General features: G+C 37.0%; 23 protein-coding genes. 11 read left to right on the forward strand and 12 right to left on the reverse strand.

Annotation, left to right across the window (positions count from 1 at the left end; genetic code table 11):
* Positions 1–100 precede the first annotated feature (100 nt).
* Entirely contained in the window at positions 101–643 is a 543-nt protein-coding gene (locus H5126_RS09545) for a hypothetical protein (RefSeq protein WP_182719842.1), read from the forward strand.
* On the opposite strand, the gene H5126_RS09550 is transcribed toward H5126_RS09545, so the two are convergent.
* The 3 genes from H5126_RS09550 to gloA form a co-directional block, all read right to left on the reverse strand.
* A complete protein-coding gene (locus tag H5126_RS09550) occupies positions 640–2,238 on the reverse strand; it encodes an MASE1 domain-containing protein (RefSeq protein WP_182719843.1) in 1,599 nt (532 codons plus the stop codon). The genes H5126_RS09545 and H5126_RS09550 overlap by 4 nt on opposite strands.
* Positions 2,225–2,854 carry a response regulator transcription factor gene (locus H5126_RS09555; protein ID WP_182719844.1) on the reverse strand — a complete coding sequence of 210 codons (630 nt, stop codon included), beginning with the start codon at positions 2,852–2,854 and terminating at the stop codon, positions 2,225–2,227. The genes H5126_RS09550 and H5126_RS09555 overlap by 14 nt, the downstream gene beginning before the upstream one ends.
* A gap of 166 nt (positions 2,855–3,020) precedes the next feature.
* Positions 3,021–3,548, reverse strand: coding sequence for a lactoylglutathione lyase (gloA, locus tag H5126_RS09560; RefSeq protein WP_182719845.1), 528 nt, complete (start codon positions 3,546–3,548; stop codon positions 3,021–3,023).
* Positions 3,549–3,669: 121 nt separating this feature from the next.
* Between gloA and H5126_RS09565 the strand changes: the two genes are divergently transcribed.
* Both H5126_RS09565 and H5126_RS09570 read left to right on the forward strand, forming a co-directional pair.
* On the forward strand, positions 3,670–4,116 hold the full coding sequence (locus H5126_RS09565; RefSeq protein ID WP_220491448.1) for a GNAT family N-acetyltransferase: 447 nt from the start codon (positions 3,670–3,672) through the stop codon (positions 4,114–4,116).
* A 91-nt stretch (positions 4,117–4,207) separates the two neighbouring features.
* A complete protein-coding gene (locus tag H5126_RS09570) occupies positions 4,208–4,717 on the forward strand; it encodes a DUF421 domain-containing protein (RefSeq protein WP_182719846.1) in 510 nt (169 codons plus the stop codon).
* Positions 4,718–4,787: 70 nt separating this feature from the next.
* On the opposite strand, the gene H5126_RS09575 is transcribed toward H5126_RS09570, so the two are convergent.
* Entirely contained in the window at positions 4,788–5,408 is a 621-nt protein-coding gene (locus tag H5126_RS09575; RefSeq protein WP_101216650.1) for a trimeric intracellular cation channel family protein, read from the reverse strand.
* A gap of 416 nt (positions 5,409–5,824) precedes the next feature.
* On the opposite strand from H5126_RS09575, the gene H5126_RS09580 reads away from it, so the two are divergent.
* From H5126_RS09580 to H5126_RS09595, 4 genes are all read left to right on the forward strand, one after another.
* Positions 5,825–6,421, forward strand: coding sequence for a cold shock domain-containing protein (locus tag H5126_RS09580; protein ID WP_182719847.1), 597 nt, complete (start codon positions 5,825–5,827; stop codon positions 6,419–6,421).
* Positions 6,422–6,688: 267 nt separating this feature from the next.
* A complete protein-coding gene (locus tag H5126_RS09585; protein WP_182719848.1) occupies positions 6,689–7,123 on the forward strand; it encodes a hypothetical protein in 435 nt (144 codons plus the stop codon).
* Positions 7,124–7,241: 118 nt separating this feature from the next.
* On the forward strand, positions 7,242–7,649 hold the full coding sequence (locus H5126_RS09590; protein WP_182719849.1) for a hypothetical protein: 408 nt from the start codon (positions 7,242–7,244) through the stop codon (positions 7,647–7,649).
* A 125-nt stretch (positions 7,650–7,774) separates the two neighbouring features.
* Positions 7,775–8,722, forward strand: a complete 948-nt coding sequence (locus H5126_RS09595) for a hypothetical protein (RefSeq protein ID WP_182719850.1) — start codon at positions 7,775–7,777, stop codon at positions 8,720–8,722.
* Positions 8,723–9,327: 605 nt separating this feature from the next.
* Here the strand turns inward: H5126_RS09595 and H5126_RS09600 are convergent.
* Both H5126_RS09600 and H5126_RS09605 read right to left on the reverse strand, forming a co-directional pair.
* A complete protein-coding gene (locus H5126_RS09600; RefSeq protein WP_182719851.1) occupies positions 9,328–9,930 on the reverse strand; it encodes a thiamine biosynthesis protein ThiC in 603 nt (200 codons plus the stop codon).
* A 382-nt stretch (positions 9,931–10,312) separates the two neighbouring features.
* Entirely contained in the window at positions 10,313–11,014 is a 702-nt protein-coding gene (locus H5126_RS09605; protein WP_182719852.1) for a metal-dependent hydrolase, read from the reverse strand.
* 263 nt (positions 11,015–11,277) lie between these two features.
* Here H5126_RS09605 and H5126_RS09610 point away from each other — a divergent pair, with 263 nt between their 5' ends.
* On the forward strand, positions 11,278–11,700 hold the full coding sequence (locus H5126_RS09610; protein ID WP_182693800.1) for a hypothetical protein: 423 nt from the start codon (positions 11,278–11,280) through the stop codon (positions 11,698–11,700).
* Between the two features lie 31 nt (positions 11,701–11,731).
* On the opposite strand, the gene H5126_RS09615 is transcribed toward H5126_RS09610, so the two are convergent.
* The 4 genes from H5126_RS09615 to H5126_RS09630 all read right to left on the reverse strand — a co-directional run bounded on the left by H5126_RS09615 (position 11,732) and on the right by H5126_RS09630 (position 16,307).
* On the reverse strand, positions 11,732–13,363 hold the full coding sequence (locus tag H5126_RS09615; RefSeq protein WP_182719853.1) for a diguanylate cyclase domain-containing protein: 1,632 nt from the start codon (positions 13,361–13,363) through the stop codon (positions 11,732–11,734).
* Entirely contained in the window at positions 13,356–13,796 is a 441-nt protein-coding gene (locus H5126_RS09620) for a hypothetical protein (RefSeq protein WP_182719854.1), read from the reverse strand. Before H5126_RS09620 ends, H5126_RS09615 begins: the two co-directional genes overlap by 8 nt.
* On the reverse strand, positions 13,796–15,058 hold the full coding sequence (locus H5126_RS09625) for a hypothetical protein (protein WP_182719855.1): 1,263 nt from the start codon (positions 15,056–15,058) through the stop codon (positions 13,796–13,798). The genes H5126_RS09620 and H5126_RS09625 overlap by 1 nt, the downstream gene beginning before the upstream one ends.
* 334 nt (positions 15,059–15,392) lie before the next feature.
* Entirely contained in the window at positions 15,393–16,307 is a 915-nt protein-coding gene (locus H5126_RS09630) for a 2OG-Fe(II) oxygenase family protein (protein ID WP_182719856.1), read from the reverse strand.
* 323 nt (positions 16,308–16,630) lie between these two features.
* Here H5126_RS09630 and H5126_RS09635 point away from each other — a divergent pair, with 323 nt between their 5' ends.
* Positions 16,631–16,870 carry a hypothetical protein gene (locus H5126_RS09635; protein ID WP_182693899.1) on the forward strand — a complete coding sequence of 80 codons (240 nt, stop codon included), beginning with the start codon at positions 16,631–16,633 and terminating at the stop codon, positions 16,868–16,870.
* Positions 16,871–16,938: 68 nt separating this feature from the next.
* Here the strand turns inward: H5126_RS09635 and msrA are convergent, their stop codons facing one another.
* Positions 16,939–17,538, reverse strand: a complete 600-nt coding sequence (gene msrA / locus H5126_RS09640; protein ID WP_039487894.1) for a peptide-methionine (S)-S-oxide reductase MsrA — start codon at positions 17,536–17,538, stop codon at positions 16,939–16,941.
* Positions 17,539–17,819: 281 nt separating this feature from the next.
* Here msrA and H5126_RS09645 point away from each other — a divergent pair, with 281 nt between their 5' ends.
* Entirely contained in the window at positions 17,820–18,014 is a 195-nt protein-coding gene (locus tag H5126_RS09645; RefSeq protein ID WP_182719857.1) for a CPXCG motif-containing cysteine-rich protein, read from the forward strand.
* A 58-nt stretch (positions 18,015–18,072) separates the two neighbouring features.
* Here H5126_RS09645 and H5126_RS09650 read toward each other — a convergent pair whose 3' ends face one another.
* Positions 18,073–18,273, reverse strand: a complete 201-nt coding sequence (locus H5126_RS09650) for a hypothetical protein (RefSeq protein ID WP_002962626.1) — start codon at positions 18,271–18,273, stop codon at positions 18,073–18,075.
* A 107-nt stretch (positions 18,274–18,380) separates the two neighbouring features.
* Between H5126_RS09650 and H5126_RS09655 the strand changes: the two genes are divergently transcribed.
* The gene (locus tag H5126_RS09655; protein ID WP_002962624.1) at positions 18,381–18,863 is read left to right on the forward strand and encodes a GNAT family N-acetyltransferase; all 483 of its coding nucleotides are present in this window, start codon (positions 18,381–18,383) and stop codon (positions 18,861–18,863) included.
* Positions 18,864–18,977 lie beyond the last annotated feature (114 nt).

Genomic DNA, 18,977 nt, shown 5'->3' on the forward strand with positions numbered 1-18,977 from the left:
TTATATAAGCCATTTTCCTAGAGCGATTAAGAATATGGATGATTTATTACTTAAGTAATCGTTTTTACACTCCTTGTAACTTGCAAGTGAGGGATCGAAAATGAGCTTGATTGATAAAAGTACAAAGGATTTTGGAAGCATGAGCGTGTTGCTTCACAGCTTAGGAACTGATTGCTACCGCATTGAGTGGAATAGCAGAATGACAGGAGCCTCAATAAGCTTAATTCGTGTTAAAAAAAACGAATATATAGTTGTGCGAAAATGGGCAACCGCCCGCAATATAGATGACGTATCAGCAGAGTTTGATCGGGCTAACCAAGCACTAATTCATTTTTTAAATAATGTAGATGTAATTAAAAGTAAAAACGAAAGTATTGTTGCTGCTAAAGAGCATTGCATAAACTTATTTACCTCAGCTGAGGGCTTAAAACCAATTAGCCATCCGAGCCTACCTACGCCACGCTTACAAGAAGCCATAGGCAAAGAAGTGATTGTAAAATCAAGTTTAGGCAACTATCTAATATCAAAAGGCATTCTATTACAGCTATTAGGTAATCAAGCCGAGATCCAAGTTAATCCCGACCACCTTGACGAAGGCCAATTAAGGCAAAAGTTTTATACCAAACAAGTTCATGTTTGCTAGTTAATTGCGCCATCAGAACTCAAAGGCAGCTTTACTTTAATGGTAAAGCCATTTTGTTTAAACACCTTAAAAGTGCCGCCTAATGCCGTAGTGCGCTCCTCTATAAACGCTAAACCGTAGTGACCTGAGTTATCTGTTGGGGTTACTAAAGTCCCGTTATCGCTAATTGTTAACTCAATAAATTCGTCGCTGTTTATTATATTTATAATCAGTTTGCTGGCATTGCTGTGCTTCATACAATTGGTTACTGCTTCTTGGCAAATTCGGTAAATAGCTATTTCGTGATCTTTTGAAAGGCTATTATCTAACTTAAATTGTGGCTGATACCTAATATTTGCCTTGTGCAGTAAGTTTTTTAGTCGCCCTTGTGTTATTGCCTTTTCTAAACCGAGTTCATCTAGCTCACGCGGGCGAAGATAATGCATTAATTGATAAACAGAGTCATACATCGAATTAGCATTATTTTTTAATGTAGTCACAAACGATTGGGTATCTTCGTTACTAAGGTGCGACAAAATAGCTAAATCTGTTTTTAATGCCGTTAGGTTTTGCCCTAATTCGTCATGCAACTCTTGCGAAAGGTGCTTTCGCTCGTTTTCTTGCACCGACACCATTTTGGCAGCCAGCGCCGTGTTTTGAGTTAGCTGCTCTTTAAGCTCTTTATTGGTTTGCTTTAACTCGTTGTTTTTACGTTTAAGCTCAGTAATTGCAGCGCCTAAAACCATACTGGTAATTGCGTTTGCTAAAATAAATAACTGGCTAATGTAGGTATTGCTAGGCTCGTGCGTAATGCTTGCTTCAACAATTATTAACGCGTTAATAAGCGCTGCACTGCTTACAGCCCCTAACGAGCCATACTTATACGAAAACCAAATTATAGGTAGTAACGATGCAAGCCTTAATAGCGGGTAGGTGTCTGGGCGAACCGCATAGACAAAAAATATAATTAATATAAAACACACTAAAGTGGCTACTAGGCCAAATAACTTAGTGAGCCTGACTGTGTTAAAACTGTATTTAGAATCGTAAATTAACATAATAAAAGGGGCAATTAACAACGAGCCAGTAATATCGCCCAAGCACATGTTTAACTGATACTGCAGTAGCTCTTTTGCAACCAATACATTTGTAAATTCAAACGCACTGGCAAACAAAAACCACTTTATAGATGTACTCGCAACACAAAGCAGTATTAACGAAAGTATACCTAGGCTGTCGTTAATGCTTGGCGGCCAACGGCTATTTTTAAACACATAAACAAGCGCTATAAAACAAAGCTCCTGCCAAAAGCCATGAAATAAATCAAACTCCCAAACCCCACTGTATGTTAAACCAAGCTGTGCAGCTAAGGCGCGCGACACAACCCATAAGGTGAGCCAATAGCGTGTTGGAGTGAGTAAGTAAAACGCAATTTTTACGCCTGCGGGAATAAATATCGCGCTGCTCTCGGGAACTGTTTCAAGGTTTTGGCTAACCCAAAAAGCGGCAAGTGAAGCAATAAAGTAAATTAGCCCCACCAATAACTGTTTAGCTACCTCTTTGTATGCGGTAGTAAAACTAACATTAAATAAAGAAGAAACGTTAGGTAAGTTCATCTAACTGTATTACTCCCGCATCAATTGCAATTTTTAGCAGTTCAAACGAGGTAGTAACATTAAGTTTGCTGTATATGTTTGCTTTGTGTACATGTGCTGTTTTAGGCATTATTTCGAGTATTTGCGCCACTTGTTTAGCGTTTAACCCCTTAGAAAATAACGGAAGGGCTTCAAGCTCTCTGTTAGTAAGCACAGTTAATGCTAAATTTTCGCTACTCATCGAAAAATTTACGTCTTCACTAATGTATCTTTTACCTAAAGCGACCGCTTTAACTGCATCTATTAGTTCATCAGAGGCAGAGCGCTTAGACACATAACCCAAAGCGCCTAATCGTAAAGCATTGCTTACATAAGGTTCGTGGTCGTACATGGAGGCAACAATACTTTTAATATGCGGGAAAAACTCTTCAAGGTACGATAAAAAAGAAAGGCCGGTTTCAGTGCCGTTAAGCGATATATCAACAATAAATATATCAGGTTGTTCAAGCTCTACAGCCAGCTTGGCTTCTGTTACGCTGCAGGCTTCAATAATTACTTTCCAATCTGGTTGTAACTCTAAAAGCTTTTTAAAGCTGTCTCTTACTAATTGATGATCTTCTATGATGCCAATGAGCATTTAAATCTCCTTTTATGCTTAAAATAGCGGGGCGGGTAACTAATTACCTAAAACGTTTTAAATGGGTTACCTCACTTAAAAGCAAGGTAACAAAACCAGTGGTTCTAAATTGGTAATTAGTTGCTGGTGGAGATTACAACTAAGCTCTTTTTATAGCAGCTTATTATTACTGAGAAAGAATAATATCAGTAATACCTTCGGCAGATAGTATTTCAATCCAGTAGCCGTCAGGGTCTTTAATAAATGCTAAGCCTTTCATTGAGCCATCATCTGGTTTTTTAACAAACTCAACATCGTATTTTGCAAAGCGCTCACAGGCTTCGTAAACATCCGGTACGCTAATACCAATATGGCCAAAGCCTTTGGGCTCTTGGTTACCGCTGTGGTAGCCCTCAAAGCTGTCGTCGCTTTCAGTGCCCCAGTTATGGGTTAACTCAATTAGCGCAGGGCGACGAAACACCCATTCTGCTTTAGTTCTATCATCACCTTGCGGTAATTCTTGTTCGTAGCCTAAAAAGTAAAGCGTAAACTTCATACCAGGAAAATCATACTTACCTAACAGCTTCATACCTAATACATTTTGGTAAAATTCGAGCGACGGCTTTGGATCTTTAATACGTAACATAGTTTGTTGCATAACAAAGCCCTGAGTGGCCTGTTCAACTTGTTCTGGAGATTCGTTATAGTTAGACATGGTGATCCTTTCTAATAATTAAAAAGCGAAAATAGAGATATAATGCTTAAACCATCATAATCAACCGTAGTTTAAATTTAAACTGTCTAGGTCAAATCATATAATAAAAACAAGGAATTTTATGGCTATAACTATAACTATAACCACAGGCACCATTGATGATATAACCGCAGTGAGTGAATATATCCCTGAACTGCTAACAGCCATTGATAGTGACACTTTACGTAACCGTTTAGAAAACAAAAAAGCATTGATATTAGTAGCACATAAAGAAGATACATTAGTTGGTTTTAAAATTGGCTATGAGCTATCTAATACACAATTTTATAGTTGGCTTGGTGGAGTGCATTTTAACTATCGTAGATTAGGTGTTGCTAAAAAATTACTTGTTCAACAAGAAAAGTGGGCTTATGAACAAAGCTTTACCAATATACACGTTAAATCGATGAACCGGTTTCCTCAAATGCTAACTATGCTCATCACTAATGGTTATCACGTTTGTGGCTACGTTGATAATCAAAGCACAGAGCTAAGTAAAATTAAGTTTGTAAAACAACTAACAAAGTAAATGCAGGCACTTTATTCATCGTTATTTAACTTAGCGCCATGTAGGGTTATAAGTAAAAGCTAATTACCACCTTTAATAGCAAGGAACCACCATGTTTTACGATGATATTCAGGGGTTATTACGTGTACTTACAATAGGCATACTGGGTTATATTGCACTGGTGTTTTGGCTGCGTGTATCGGGTAAACGTACGCTTTCTAAATGGAACGTGTTCGACTTTATAGTCACCATTGCGCTGGGATCTATATTGGCCTCGGTGATTATTTCAAAAAGTGTTCCGTTAGCTGAGGGCATACTTGCCTTTGTAGTATTAATAGGGCTGCAATATGTTATTACGTGGCTTAGTGTGCGCTCGTCAAAATTTGCAGCGCTTATAAAAGCAGAACCCACGCTTTTACTGAGTGATGGTGAATACTGCACGGCTGCACTTAAATCACAGCGCGTAACAAAGTCAGAAATTCGCGCCGCTATTCGTGGTGCGGGTATATTAACCATAGAAGATGTAGCCGCCGTAGTGCTAGAAACCGATGGTAGTTTTAGCGTACTAAAGCAAAATAACAGTGGGTTAAAAACCGCGTTAAGTGATGTAAGCGGGCATTAAATTAATACGCTAATAGTTATATTAACTAAGGCAGGTATATTACCTGCCTTAATTTGTATTAAAGCCTAATTTATTTAGCGTGCTGCTCTAATAAACTAAAGGTCGGTAAGCGCCATTTAAAGCGTATTGATGCCATACGTATTAAGTAGCCTGCAACAAGGCTTACAATAATGCTGATGTTGTCGTCTATATTGTAATGGTGTAGCACTAAGTATAAACAGGCAACAAGTAACGATACACTCGCGTATAGCTCGTTGTGCAGTACAAGCGGCGCTTGGCGACATATTAAATCACGCAGTAAGCCACCAAATACACCAGTAACAACCGCAGCCACTACACAAATACCGTAATGCAGCCCCATATTTAGCCCCACTTGACAGCCAATAATGCTAAAAGCAGCTAAACCCAGGGCGTCTAAGCGCATAAATATACCTTTAAATTTAACCACCCATTTAGCCAGCCACGTAGTGACAATACCGGCAATACAGGTAATTAATAAATACTCTGGGTGTTGTACCCACGTAAGCGGGTAATTGCCTAGTAATATATCTCGAACGCTACCACCGCCAATTGCCGTGGCGCTGGCTACTAGCACTACGCCAAACCAATCCATTTTCATTCGTCCTGCGCTAAGTGCGCCGGTCATGGCTTCTGCGGTAATACCAATAATATAAACAATCGTTAATAGCATGAGATAATCACTTAAAATACGTGCGTAAAAATAAGGTGTGGATTGTATAGATAAATTAAGTAAATAACGAATGAAAAATCACACTAAAAACGCTTAATTCAGATAGAAATAACTAATAACAAAACCGTGTGTAAACAAGCTGTTAAGCTAATCGACTGGCAAAAGTTAGCTGTCGTAGAATAAAGGACAAATGGCCGTAATTTATAAAATAAAACAGGCTATTTTATTGCTGCATTTTAAACATCAAAGCTCGGTATTTTCCCTATATGGTAAAGTGTTTTGCCAACTAATTGGCGTGTTTAAATTAACCTAATATGAATATTTGGTTGCGCGGTAGCAATTTAGGAACGTATACTAACCATTCTTAACTTAAATGGAATTTGCGTAATCGCAGCTTAATCAGCACAGGTAAATACATGAACAAAGGATTGTTAAAAGCGTGGAATGACGAAAAGGGCTTTGGTTTTATTAAATCAGACACCCTAGAGCACGACACCTTTATACACATTTCAGCGCTCAAACACATGAGCCGTAAGCCAAAAGTTGGCGATATCATTTATTTTGAAGTCGCAACACAGCCCGATGGTAAAACCAAAGCCGTTAATTGCCGAATAGAAGGCGTAGCTGCACTTAAAGTCACGCCTAAAAAATCAAACCATCATCGTGTTGCTAAATCTAATTTTACCAACAGTTTTTTAGGCAAAGTCGCCTCGATTAGCATTATCGCCGTACTTGGCTTTGTCGCAGTAAATAAATACAACCACTATAAAAGTAACGAGCAATTTAATAATCACACTCCCGTTATTACCAACGCCGATTTAGCAACTTTTGATGAACAATACCCAAAAATCGTTATTCCTAAAAACACGCAAAATTTTACCTGTGATGGCAGGCAGCACTGTAGCCAGATGACTTCACGTGCAGAGGCGGTATTTTTTATAAATAACTGCCCTAATACAAAAATGGATGGCGACGGTGATGGAAACCCTTGTGAAAGTGATTCTCGGTTTTAAGGCTAGGGCTATAAAGCTTTCAGCTTTGAATAAAAATAGATTTAATTAATGGCTATATAAATACAGTTATTTACAATTTTTCCCAGAACATTATCAAAAATCGTTTTGGGTTAAATAACAAAAGTTACCAAGTAGCAATTGTTATTGTCTGATTATAAAAAAGTTGTTTGGTGTAATTATCGAACAGCGTAATATACGCCGTTTTGGGGTGTTATAACCCCCCAAAGTGGTATTCAATAAGCTGTTATGCGTCAAATATGGAGTCATATGTCATCAAGTAGAATTAAAGATTTATCAGAAGTACTAAATGATAAATCAGTAGGAAGAAAAGAGATTAAAAGTGGGGTTAACTTGCATCACATGGGGGCTTTTAATGTTAATGAACATCAGTTGATTAAACCGTTTTGGGCTTATGAATGTTTAAGAAAAACTGAAGATAAATATGGAAACTTTGAAGTTAAATCAAAATTTTACACTAAAGCTGAAACCATTAAAAATCTGACTGTGTTAGATCTAAAAGGTACTAGCCTTATGATGTTATGTGAAGAATTTAAGGTTTACGACCATACAATCTGGAATGATCTTCTTGCTAAAGCTCTGGATTACCTTAAATGTGATGCACTAACATACTCAGATGATGAAATATTTATTGCTTGCCCTGATAAATCGGTTCGTGTTCTCTTTTCTAATGAAAATTCCTGACAAGAAAATCAGCAAGGGCAGGTAACTGTTGGCTACGTTTCGCTTCTCTACAAAATTTAGCCAACCATTACTTAGCCTGTTATTTGGGTGTTTAGAGTTACTGTAAATATGGAGTCAGATGAGTACTAAAAAAAATAAATGGCTGATCTATACGGTTTTGGTTGGCTTAATACCAATATTATCAAGGTTTCTTGTCTGGCTTGTGACAGAACCTGGTGTTGTAAGTTTAATTACAGCTTCTGATTTTATTGCCTTTGGGTTGGTATTACATATATCGAATATTAATGAAATTGAGCATTTGACTAGTGATGAAAAATCATGGAAAACTACACAAAATGGAACATCAATAACTTTTATTGCATTTTATAGTGTCCTATTAGCACTGATAATGATCAGTGAGGGCACACCATCTATTGTAAACTCTGATGTTATTAAATACTGCACAATAGTATTAGCCTTCATTTCTTTTTTGATTAGTTTTTCTATTTTTCATAGAATCTCAAATCTTGTGGCTGAGGAGTATTAGTTAAATGACAACATTGATAATTGTTTTGACAGCTATTGTTGCCTTAGTTGGTATATCAACTGCTATTTGGTCAATCATAAATACACGAAAAAAGTTTTATAACGACTTTTTAAAAAGGAAATCTGATGGAAAGCATTAAATCGTTTTTATACTTAGACAAAGATAAGATGTATTCAATATCTTCTCAATTGTTTGAAGGCCTCACTGAATATGTTATTCATAGTCAGAAGAAAAATGCTGATACTTCTGAAGAACAGAAAGGTCCAATGGCAAGTGGTCGTGTCCTTGCTGAGATATTGTCTAAAGGAGAAGAGAGCCAATCTAAGAAATTCTTACATGATTATTCATATACTCTTTTCGAAAAAGAACTTATGTCAAAATCCAAAATATTAAACATTGACAAGCATTCAATTTCTACTGCGATAAAAGATGTTAATGATTACAGTTTTATTAAAATTAAAGGAAAGGCTGTTTTTCGAGATACGAAGCAAATAACGGATACTCTAAAAGAATACAATGAAATCGGTAAATCGATGGCTCATGTTACTAACTTTGCTGAAATATCTAGTGCCAAAGAAGAAGCATTAAAAATGCTTAAAGTCACGACTAACAATAAACAAAAAGCTGAAATAAAGACAAAGCTAAAAGAAATAACAGATGTGAATGCTTTAGCACGCGAAAGTGGATTAACCTTAGATCAAGAGTTCTGTAATGATTTAGCATTCCTCCTTGATTATGGTTACAGCGATAGTTTTGAAGTGCAAATCACTTTAGATAACATACTTTTTTCTGCTCCATTAACTAGGAGTGATTTAAAAGAAAATGAAAAAAACCTTATTGCAAAATATAGCCGTAGTACAGAAAAAGAATTCGTAATTTTTGGAATTATTTGTCAAAGTGAGTCGGAACAAAAAGTTGAACCCAAAACAGAAGTTAAAAATGAACCATCAGAAGGTATTAAAGTAGCTTTAAAAAGTTTTGTTTCCGCATTAACTGAGGTTGAACGTTCTTTTACTGGGAAACTTGATAATGAAATAATTATCGACCCAATTGCTGTATATAGAGAATTTTAAACATTAGAAACTAACAAGACATATATGGACGCTCCCTTGAAGTGAAGACGAGCTAATGACTAAACGTCAAAATTGATGCCTTTATTTAATTGTCATATATCCCATTTCACAGTCATGATGCGTCACAAGCTTGCTGAAAAGCAAAGATACTGACATATATTCGAGCTATGGTGTCATGATTATCATGCGCCATGCTCCTAATGAGCTTCGTAACAAATTAACAAGACACCCACTCTAAATTTTGCATTTTTCGAAGTTGAATATTAGCCTTTCTTTAGTGCGAAAAGTAAGCTGGTGTCTTATGGCTATCGCAAGAAAACGTCAAGTAAGTTTGGTTGATACAATAGATAGGCGGGGTCAAATCTTGACTTCACACATCAAAATACGAATTGGTAAAAAGGTTTTTGATATTAGCTATTTTTCATCTAAAAGCGAAGCGACTCATAGCCTCTTTGTGAATTAGTCTTTAGATTACTAAGAGGGAACAAACTAGGAATGCGCTGAGCGTATACTTTAAACGTAAACATCGGCGAATTAGCATCTCTAATAAACGCCGATGTTTATAACTTATTTAAATAAGCACATTACTTGTAAGGTATTAAACCTTAGTCTGCTTTACGGTAAAGGCTTATTAAACATATTGCTAAAAGTAACGTTGCAATCATGCCTGAAGCGCCAGCAACAGCTGATGGAAGGAATCCATCACGGCCAAAGGTAATTAAAATACCATTGGCAAGCATTGCAATTCCGCCAGCTAAGGCTGTAAGTCCGCCAATTGCTTTGCCGCCTTTAGCTATAAAAGACAGGCCAAAAACAAGTGCTGCTAATCCTAATAATAACTTAGCTGCATAGTAAATCATGAATGACAAAGAAACCACGCCACCAATTAAAGGTTGTGCGCCTTCTACGGCACCCGCTACTTTTCCAAATGTTGAAAACAAAGTAAGGCCAATGCTTACCTGTACTATGTTAAGAATTGCGCTAAATGTTATAGCCGACCATCCTAGCTGAGCGTTTTGTGCTTGCACCATAGCAGAACCCGCAAAGGCAACAAGTAGAGTGAAAACTACGGCTTCTAGTCCCCATGCATACTGCCTTGAAAAACTAATTTCTGCACTGTAAAGGGCAGTAAAAACAGCCTGTGTTAACGTCAATACCAACAATAAAGATGCCGTAATTAGAGTGGTGCGTTTATTCGTAAATTCCATTATTTACCTCTTATAATTTTATATTTAACGCTTTTAAAAGATGCAGTAGTTTTGCACACATCAAACCGTTGAAACTTTTATATAAATATTGAAATTATAAGACAGGCAAAGCGATTTAAAAATTTCACTAAAACCAATAAAAATAATAATTAATTACAAAAAGGCTAAAACTTGCGCTTTTAATTAAACTTAAACGAGCAAAGTCGCATTGATTTAAGCTGATAAACCTCTAAAAGCGCAGCGCCTCTTACCCTCTTTGTGCATAAACTTTTAAATTACTAAGAGGGTATTTTGCATTCATTCTAGCAATGGGGATAAGCGACTTTGCAAAAGTCACTTACTTTAATAGGGCAAGTCTATAAAAGGGCTTAAATCGCCTTCATTAAGATAAAAGCCTAAATTGAGACCAGTCACTTAACGCTGTAATAGTTTGTTTTGTGGGAGGGGCAACATAGATCAAACCTGCAATGGCAATAATTGACGCTAGCGTAATTAGTTTATTATCGAAGTCAGCTATTTTTAAAGCGGTGCCAAAAGAGCGTTTAATGGTGACGTTACTTAAATCTACACTGTAAATTTCATCCAGCAATAAATGAATTAATCCGCCGAGTAAAATAAACCCACCCGTTAACCAGGCAAAGACGGCTGCTTGTGTGGTTGATTGGTCATTTAGTTTCCATGTTACTTGAGTTGTTAATAGCGCGCATAACAGTATAAATAGTAAAGAGTGGCAACTACCTCTGTGTACTGTGATCCATTCAAAAATGGGTCTAATAATGTATTTCATAAATCCGTAAACCAATAACGGCACTACGATTAACTCGATAAAGCTAATTTCAATAATGAGCTCGGTGGTTATGTAATGCAGTACCAGTAATACAGCGCTGAGTGCGAATAAGTTAAAAATAGTATCGAGTGATGTTGAGTTATCTGAATCTATGTCGGGCAATAAGCCGCCAATTGAGCCTAAAAACCAAAGCCAGAGTGCGCCCTTTAAATCAATATGGCTTGCAGATAGTAAGGTGGCTGAGGCTAAGCCTGTGATGATTACGGCAGTATTAAGATGAGTATTGAAGTTTGCCATTGTATCTCTTTATGGGAAAAAGTAGGGCATTCTATCAATTGAAAAGTTTATTGTTCAATATTCTTTTTAATTAGATTTTTTATTACTTTGATTAATTACTAATAGTACAATTGTTATTCTGTTTTGTGGTTAGTAGAGCAATCAAGTTGTAATTTTTTTATAAAAATCAATAATACGGACAGTTTTTATTGTCTATTGGCCTTTTGTGTTTTAAATAAAAGCCTAGCTATCAACTTATATAAAACGGCTTAACTGGAATCCACATGAACCAAAATAGATATAAAGCATCGTTTCCTGCGCCTGACATTGGTAGTAACTATTTTGTCTCATCAACTTGGAGCAGTTATGGTTTCTGGGCTTTATTAGCACTGACTCCGCTTGCTCATTACATGATGTACTATACCGAAGATGGTTTAGCGCATGGGGAAGATTTAAACACTTTAGTGTATGTAATACTTGGTGCTATTAGCTTGTTTGTTTTAAATATTGCAGCCCAATCTATATGTTGGTTAGGCAGGCTTTTGGCAGTGGTTTGCTTTAGCATGAGTCTGTTTTTTATTTTATCGATTATCTATCTTAGTATTTATGCTCACTTCCCAATCGCTTATTTTGGTCCTGTTATTTACTTTGGTTTAGCAGCGTACTTTTATAATAAAGACTATTTGAAAGCCATAAAAACATTATAGCATTTACTATGTAGTTACTAATTCACGCCATCTAATTTTTTATATCGTCATAAAAGGCAACTTTCCCTCGGCCTGTTTCTTTTACGTGATAAAGAGTTTTATCACCGTTGTGCATTAATTGATGTAGTTCATTACCATCATATGGGGCTATTGCAATTCCTATGCTTGCACCTACTGCGCATGTTTTTGTGTTTGAAATACTAACCTGCTGTTGTAGCTCATTTAGTAAGGCGATTGCTTTTTGTTGTGTTGCCGTTTTATCGTAGGTTTTAATTTGCTGCGCAACAATAAATTCGTCACCGCCTAGGCGGATACACATGTCGTTTTTTTCGTGAAAAAGTGTTTTAAATCTGTGCGCTATTTCAATTAGCACTTTGTCGCCGGCTTCGTGTCCGTAGGTGTCGTTAATGGGTTTAAACTTATCTAAATCAATCATCATAAGCACTAAATGTTCATTATGTTTAATACATTCACGTAGTGCTTTTTTAAGGCGTTTTTCACCAGCGCGTCGGTTTAATAAGCCAGTAAGTGGGTCGTGATCGGCTTCAAAGCGGGTTTGCTGTTCGCGTTCTGCGCGCTCGGTTACATCGTGTAACATTACTTCTACTAGCTGTTCTTGTTTGGGGTTTCGTTTGGTATCTCTTTGGTCTGTTAACCTTACAAACAAACAATGAAACCATACCGTTTTATAGCCAACTTTACACTCTACATCTAAGGTGGTTTGTGGTGGGTTTTTAGCAGAGCGAATATCTGCCAGTAGGCTTTGTAATTCGTCTACATTGCTAAGTAACTCAGGAAAATGCAAGGTTGGTAATTCTTCTTCGCCGGGTACGGTAAAGTAATGCTTAAATGCAGGGTTAAAGGTGGTGATAATGTTTTTGTCATCTAGTAAACAAATACCTGCGCTGGCTTGTTCAAAAATAAGTCTAAATTTAGCTTCTAGCTCTTGAGTTTTTTTACGCAGTGTTTGCTCATTACTAATAGTTAAATGTAGCTCGTGCATTAAGGCATTTATACCTTGGGTTAAACGGCTTATTTCGTCCCGCTTGCCTTGCTTGAAGGTTAGCATTTTAAGGGTTTCTGGCTCGCTTGGATTTATTTTAGCAAAGCTGTCGGTTAGGTTTTGAATTGGCTGTGTAAGCCAGCGCTGAACTACCAGCGATACAAAAAATGCGATAACAATTGATTGAATCAGCATTAAGATAAATTCTTTTATAAGCGCTGACTGTGCTTGTTGTTCAATAAAATTATCGTCTGGGTATATGGCGAGTACACCTATAAAAGTGTCTTCTATAAAAGGGTGAACTAATTTAATTAAAACAGCTTCATTTTTTTTGTTAGTGGAGCCACTTGTAATAAATAAATCCATCTCTCCTTTAGGGTTTACTTCTCCTTCTAGGCTTGCACCTTGCACTAAGTCGTTACTGAGTAGGCCGTTAATAATTTCTTGGCTTAATTCTTTGTCATTTAAGTAAGCGGCAATAGCGGCTGTTTTTTCCATTGTTTGCGCTAACTGTTGAACAAGTAGGTAATTTGTGTTTTTTTTCTCTTTAAAGCCTGAGTAATAAGAGAGCATAGATGAGACTAAAGACACAACAATAGCAACTAACGCAATTGATATAGCGACGCGTATGTAGAGTTTTTGGCTAATAATTTTAATCAAATGTGTATACCACTTTTACTGCGTCTGTAACCTGCGATTGGGGAATATAGCCAATTGCAAATTGTGATGCTGCTATTTTGTTTATTGCGTCTTCTACCGATGTTGAAGGTGTGGGTGGCTTTGCGCGCCCTGAAAATAAAAGCCTTGCCCAATACGCATTTATTTTTTGCTCGTCTTTATTAACCAGTTTTAAGTAAAAGTCGTTTTTTAATGTTGATTGCGCGGGCAAATCAAGCGGTTTTGAGGTCTCACCATCAGGGAAAGTTAAATACCTGCCCATGTAAATATCAATAATTTCTCGTTTTGATAATGCGTTAATCGCATTGCTTTTATTTACCACGACTACAAACTCTGTAGATTTAGCATAAAAGCTCATAAAAAGCAGGCACAAGGGCAGCAATGCAGTTATAAAAAAGTTACGAGGGCTCATCATTAAAACACCATACTAGCATTTAGACTAAGTATATGTACTTTGTGGCCCTCATCAACATCTGAAGGGTTGCTAAGACTCCATAAGCCAGCGCCTTGAGGTTTTATATCAAAGCGGTCTAACTGGGCTTTTAATGCTATGCGCTCAGACAGTTGCCATTTTACGCCTACGTTAATTGAGTGTTGGTGAACATTGGTAACTTTAACAGCAGACTGACTGGCAACTGCGAGTTGTTGTATAGGCACCGAAAATTGCTCGGGAGTGCTTGGCGGAAAAGCAGGATCGTTTACTTTTATTACGTCATGTCGGTGTTTAGCCGCTGTAAAACCTGTATAAAATATTGCGTTATCTACACGGTAACCTGCACTAATGTAGCCACTAAGAACTGACGGAGCAACTATCCAATCGGATTCTGAAATACCCACCTCAGATTGGATTAGCCAATTGTTGTGATCGTAAGTAAGCCCAAACGCGGCGTATTCTATACTGTTACCTTTGGTGTTAAATTTGTTTGATATTTTTTGCGCTTGCGGCCATATACTTTGTGGTATTGAGTTGAGTGCGGCTAAATACTCATCTAAAGAGGTTAACTTATAATCCCCAAAGTCTGACTTTGATAATGAAAAACGCATAGTCCATGCATCTAAAGAGTAGGTTGCGCTAAAAGTTGTTAAGTTATCAAAATCAATAAAAAAGTCGTCATTATAGGCTTGTATCTTTGCTGTGGAGCTACCATAAGCGAGTTTTAAGCGTAAGAAGCCATCGTTAATGGCTTTACTGTATTCAACGTCTATTCCATCAAAATTACCTGCAATGTTTGCAAATGAGTAATACGAATGAGGCGGGCGCACCCATAAGTAAGCGTATCCAACGTAAGGGTACTCAGACAGTAAGTAAAGGTCGCTGTTTAACCTACCTGCGCGGATGGCCCAGTTACGTGATGGGCGATAGCGTACAAAGGCGAGTTCTAAAAAATTATCAAAGCTTTTAAAGGCATGATCTTGTATTACTAGTTGAACTACAGAGTCCCAATTTTTGGCTAGTGATATATTAGCCTGACCACCTAAAATTGAATCACGCGTTGCTGAAAAACCAGATTCGTTCACATTTGAATAACTCGATGCAAAGCCAATATCTGAATCGTCCGTGTAGCTGAGTGTTAAGGATGCAAAACCACTAAATTGTACATCTATGTCGTTTGCATAGGTTTTATTAGCAGCAGAAATTGCCAATATTGCTATGGCAATTGTACCTCGGAACAACATGTTAGCTCGTATTTTTATAATGTAGATAGTAAAAAGATAGCACAATTTATTAAATTACCAACTTAAGCATTACAGTGGCTTATCAATTAAATACAAAAAAACATGACATCCCCCTAAATTTTGTACTTTGTTAAGCGAAGTACTGGGACATAAGAAAAGCAAGGCGGAAAATTTGTGTTATCTATTGTTATAAGTGGCGACAATATAGATTATGAATAGGGCGGTTTTTTGATATTACTAAACTTAAAACGTGTTGGTTACTGGATAAGCTTTATTTTTATAAGGCTGCTTAAATTAGGCAGCCATTTGTATTTAAAACTTTAAAAGCGATTATTTAAAATGGTGCATAGCCATCATTTGGTTTGTTTGGGTTAGTCCAGCGCTGTATAGCATTAACAGGAATGCGTGGTGCGCCTTGTGCTGGTAATCGACCGCGCTCCCCATACAACCACAATACAAAGTTAGTTCGCTCGCCACTGGTAATAGGCTTGGCTGCGTGTGCAATATTGCCTCGATGTAACATGGCAGTACCAGGCTTAAAGGTAAGTGATTTAATGTCACCTGTGTACGGGTGATAAAAGTCTACTTGTGACCCTGTAAACTCTTCGCCTGGTAAGTTTAAGTTAATGTTAAGCGCTACAGTTGATGCGTCGGTATGTGGGCGAATTGACGAATCTGTATTTGGCTCATAATAAATTGAAAAGCCAAATGTTTGTGTATCAAACCCCATAACTTCCGGGAACAGCATACGTGAAATAGGGCGCATATAAGTGTTTAGTATTTCGTTATAAAATGCCTGAAAGCTTGGCGCGGCTAAATAACCTTCTGATCGGCTATCAAGTATGGCACCACGGCGATTTAACACTATGCCGTATGGCGGGCGCATAGGAATTTGCGAATTCCATACTTGTTCTAAATATCCGCGTAATACTGCTAGGCGCTCAGGATCAAAAAATTGAAATTGAAACACATCAGGCGCTACTTCGTGTAATAACGCTTTTACGGCTAGCTCTTTTGATGGATCTTCCCATGTTTGCTTTACTGCTTCACGGAGGTTTTTATCGAGTAACGAATCGTCTAACGTGAAAGTAGAGGCGTCAATTTCGCTTGCTTCCCATTCTTTCCACGCTTCTGTAATTAGGTCGTCGTTGTTGTACCAAAACTGCTGTACCGAGTGCTCACGGTTTAACATAGCTGTTCGTGATGGTAAATCTAGAGCACGCGCTAGTTGTAATTGGTTGGCAAGCATTTTGTGTAACTCCAGTTGTTGAATTTTGTTTATATCAATTTAGGAGTGCAATTTATTGCATTTGATTTAGTAGATAAACAGCCTGCTTTAGGAAACAGAATATACTATTTATTGATAATGAATCCTAAAACTAAGTATCTTTAGTCAATCACTGCTGTCCACTTAAAGCGAAGTACCACGTATCCTATTTGCTATTCAAGCATTTAGCTTAATAACAAAGGCTTTATGAAATAGACGGTGTATAAATAAACCTTTATTATAAATTCCTTATTTTGCCTATGTTATAGCTAGGATTTAATAGCAATATAAAATGGAGATTAATTGTGGAAGATAAATTAAAAGAAAAAAGTGTGACGCAGAAATTTTTTGGTGAATATTCTTGGATGTATCAAGTTTCAGCGTTTGTTGCTTTTATTATGGTTATTTACATTAGCTTTAATGGAGAGGGAAATGTTTGGACACAGCTTGTGAATGGTGATTTTAATTCTGCTTTGCTTGTTAGCATTGTTGGTTACTTATCTGAATTTAGATATCGATTTATTAAAGAATCTCGCAATAACTAAAATATTAAAAGGCTGATAATTAAATCAGCCTTTTAATATTTTACAGTGGATTACCTGATTGAACGCGATTAATGGGTTGCTCTGTCGCCCCAAATTTCTTCTAGGCGGCTGTCGCGACCACAACGCCAACGATAGGTGTTGTATCGGATTGGATTGTTTTTGTAATAATCTTGATGAAAGCTTTCCCTCCCTTTTATAGGGTAAAAGGTGCTTGCATTTAGTATAGGTGTAACCACAGTTTGATTAGGGAACTCGGCAACTACTGCAGCTTTTGTTTTTTCAGCTAATTTACGTTGTTCGTCGTTTTGTACAAATATAGCGCTTAAGTAACTAGGGCCTTTATCACAAAATTGGCCTTTGGCATCAAAGGGATCAATATTTACCCAGTAATGATCAAGTATACCTTGATAGCTTACTATGGCCGGATCGTAAGTAATTTCTACCGCCTCGTAATGGCCTTTATGATTACCATTGTATGTTGGGTTTTTAAGTTTACCGCCAGTAAAGCCCGATATTACATCGGTTACGCCTTCTAGCTTTTCAAAGTCACTTTCCATACACCAAAAACAACCTCCAGCTAGAACGGCTTTTTCGGTTTTAGCTGCATGGGAAAATGTACTAAACAAAATAACGGCAGATGTTAATGCAAGCGTAAGTGATTTTTTCATAAAATTATCCATCTGTACTGTGAGTTTATAAATACTTATAAAGTTAGACCCGCTAAGTGCTAATACAATTTCATTGTAGAGGGCTGGCCAACTTATCTATGGTGAAAAATATTGTGCTTTGACAAGTTTTATAGGGATAAGGCTAGTAACAAGATCACTATTTAAGTTAGTAGCATGGTTTAATTGGGTTAGCCAAGTATGCATTATTTAATGGGGTGTTGAATTATCCTTACGTGTTCATTAAAGTGACAACATTCGTAATATAAATTAGCAGGTGATAAATGAACCAGTTAACAGAAACATCAATAAGCTGCCCTTATTGTGGAGAAAGTATAGAAGTATTACTTGATGCAGCAGATATTGATGAGCAATACATAGAAGACTGCCAAGTGTGCTGTAAGCCTATTTCGTTTGTGGTATTTGAAAATGATGACGAGCTAAACGTTAATGTTTACAGCGAAGACGAAGCGTTTTAATGAGTTAATTAGATAGTAGGCTGCAAAATTGCAGCCTTTTTATTGTGTAGGTGTTTGGTTAGCTATTTTGCTCACGCGCTAATTGGTTAGGTAGAAGTTCTTCTACTATTTCGCGTGCTGGAAGCGTATAGCGTGTGCCGTCAAACATTACTGAGGTAAACTCGTTAATATTAGTAATGCCTGTTAAGGTCCAGCCTTCGCCGCGCTTTGGGCAATATACTGTGGTAGTGGGTTGTATTACTTTAAAATCGTCACTCATTACGTTCTCTTACTCTTTTTGCTTTAAAGATAATGCTTGTTAATAGGGTATGGTAAGTTAATAATGCGTGCCCATAAAGAGCTAATTTAACTAACCACTTAAATAAAATGTTTAACACCACAAAGCTTGAGCGCGTTACGCTGCGTTTAGTTACCCACAAACACGCAGCGTGTTTATTTAATATTTTAAATCACCCGCACGTGTCAGAATTTAACGACTACGAAACACCACTTAGCAAAACGCAAATCAAACAATTAATACAAGATGATATTAGTGCATATTACGAAGGTGAAGTAATTCGAGTTGCAATTGAACATAATATATCTGGAAAGTTAATGGGTACTTGTGGGCTTTATAATTTAACCCCGTGTAAAAGTAGTGCGTTTATAGGATTTGAGCTGCATCCTGACTTTTGGGATAAGGGCGTAATGTTTGAAGTGGTGACCGGTTTTATTGAAACTCTAGTTAAGCATATTCCGCTTAAACATTTGTCTGCTGAGGTGAGTGCACATAATGCACGTTCCCATAATTTACTTATGAAACTGGGCTTTAGTTTAAGAGAAAATTCTATTTGGCATAAATCACTTTAACTCCTCACGGTAATTATAAGTGCTTACCTTTTTTTCAATCCTCAATCCTTAAAGCTCAGTAAATAAAATACAAAAAATAGCGGCTTTCTATTATAGTTAAGCGTAAGCAAATGA

Source organism: Pseudoalteromonas sp. SG45-3, assembly GCF_014164075.1.
Lineage (GTDB): Bacteria > Pseudomonadota > Gammaproteobacteria > Enterobacterales > Alteromonadaceae > Pseudoalteromonas > Pseudoalteromonas distincta.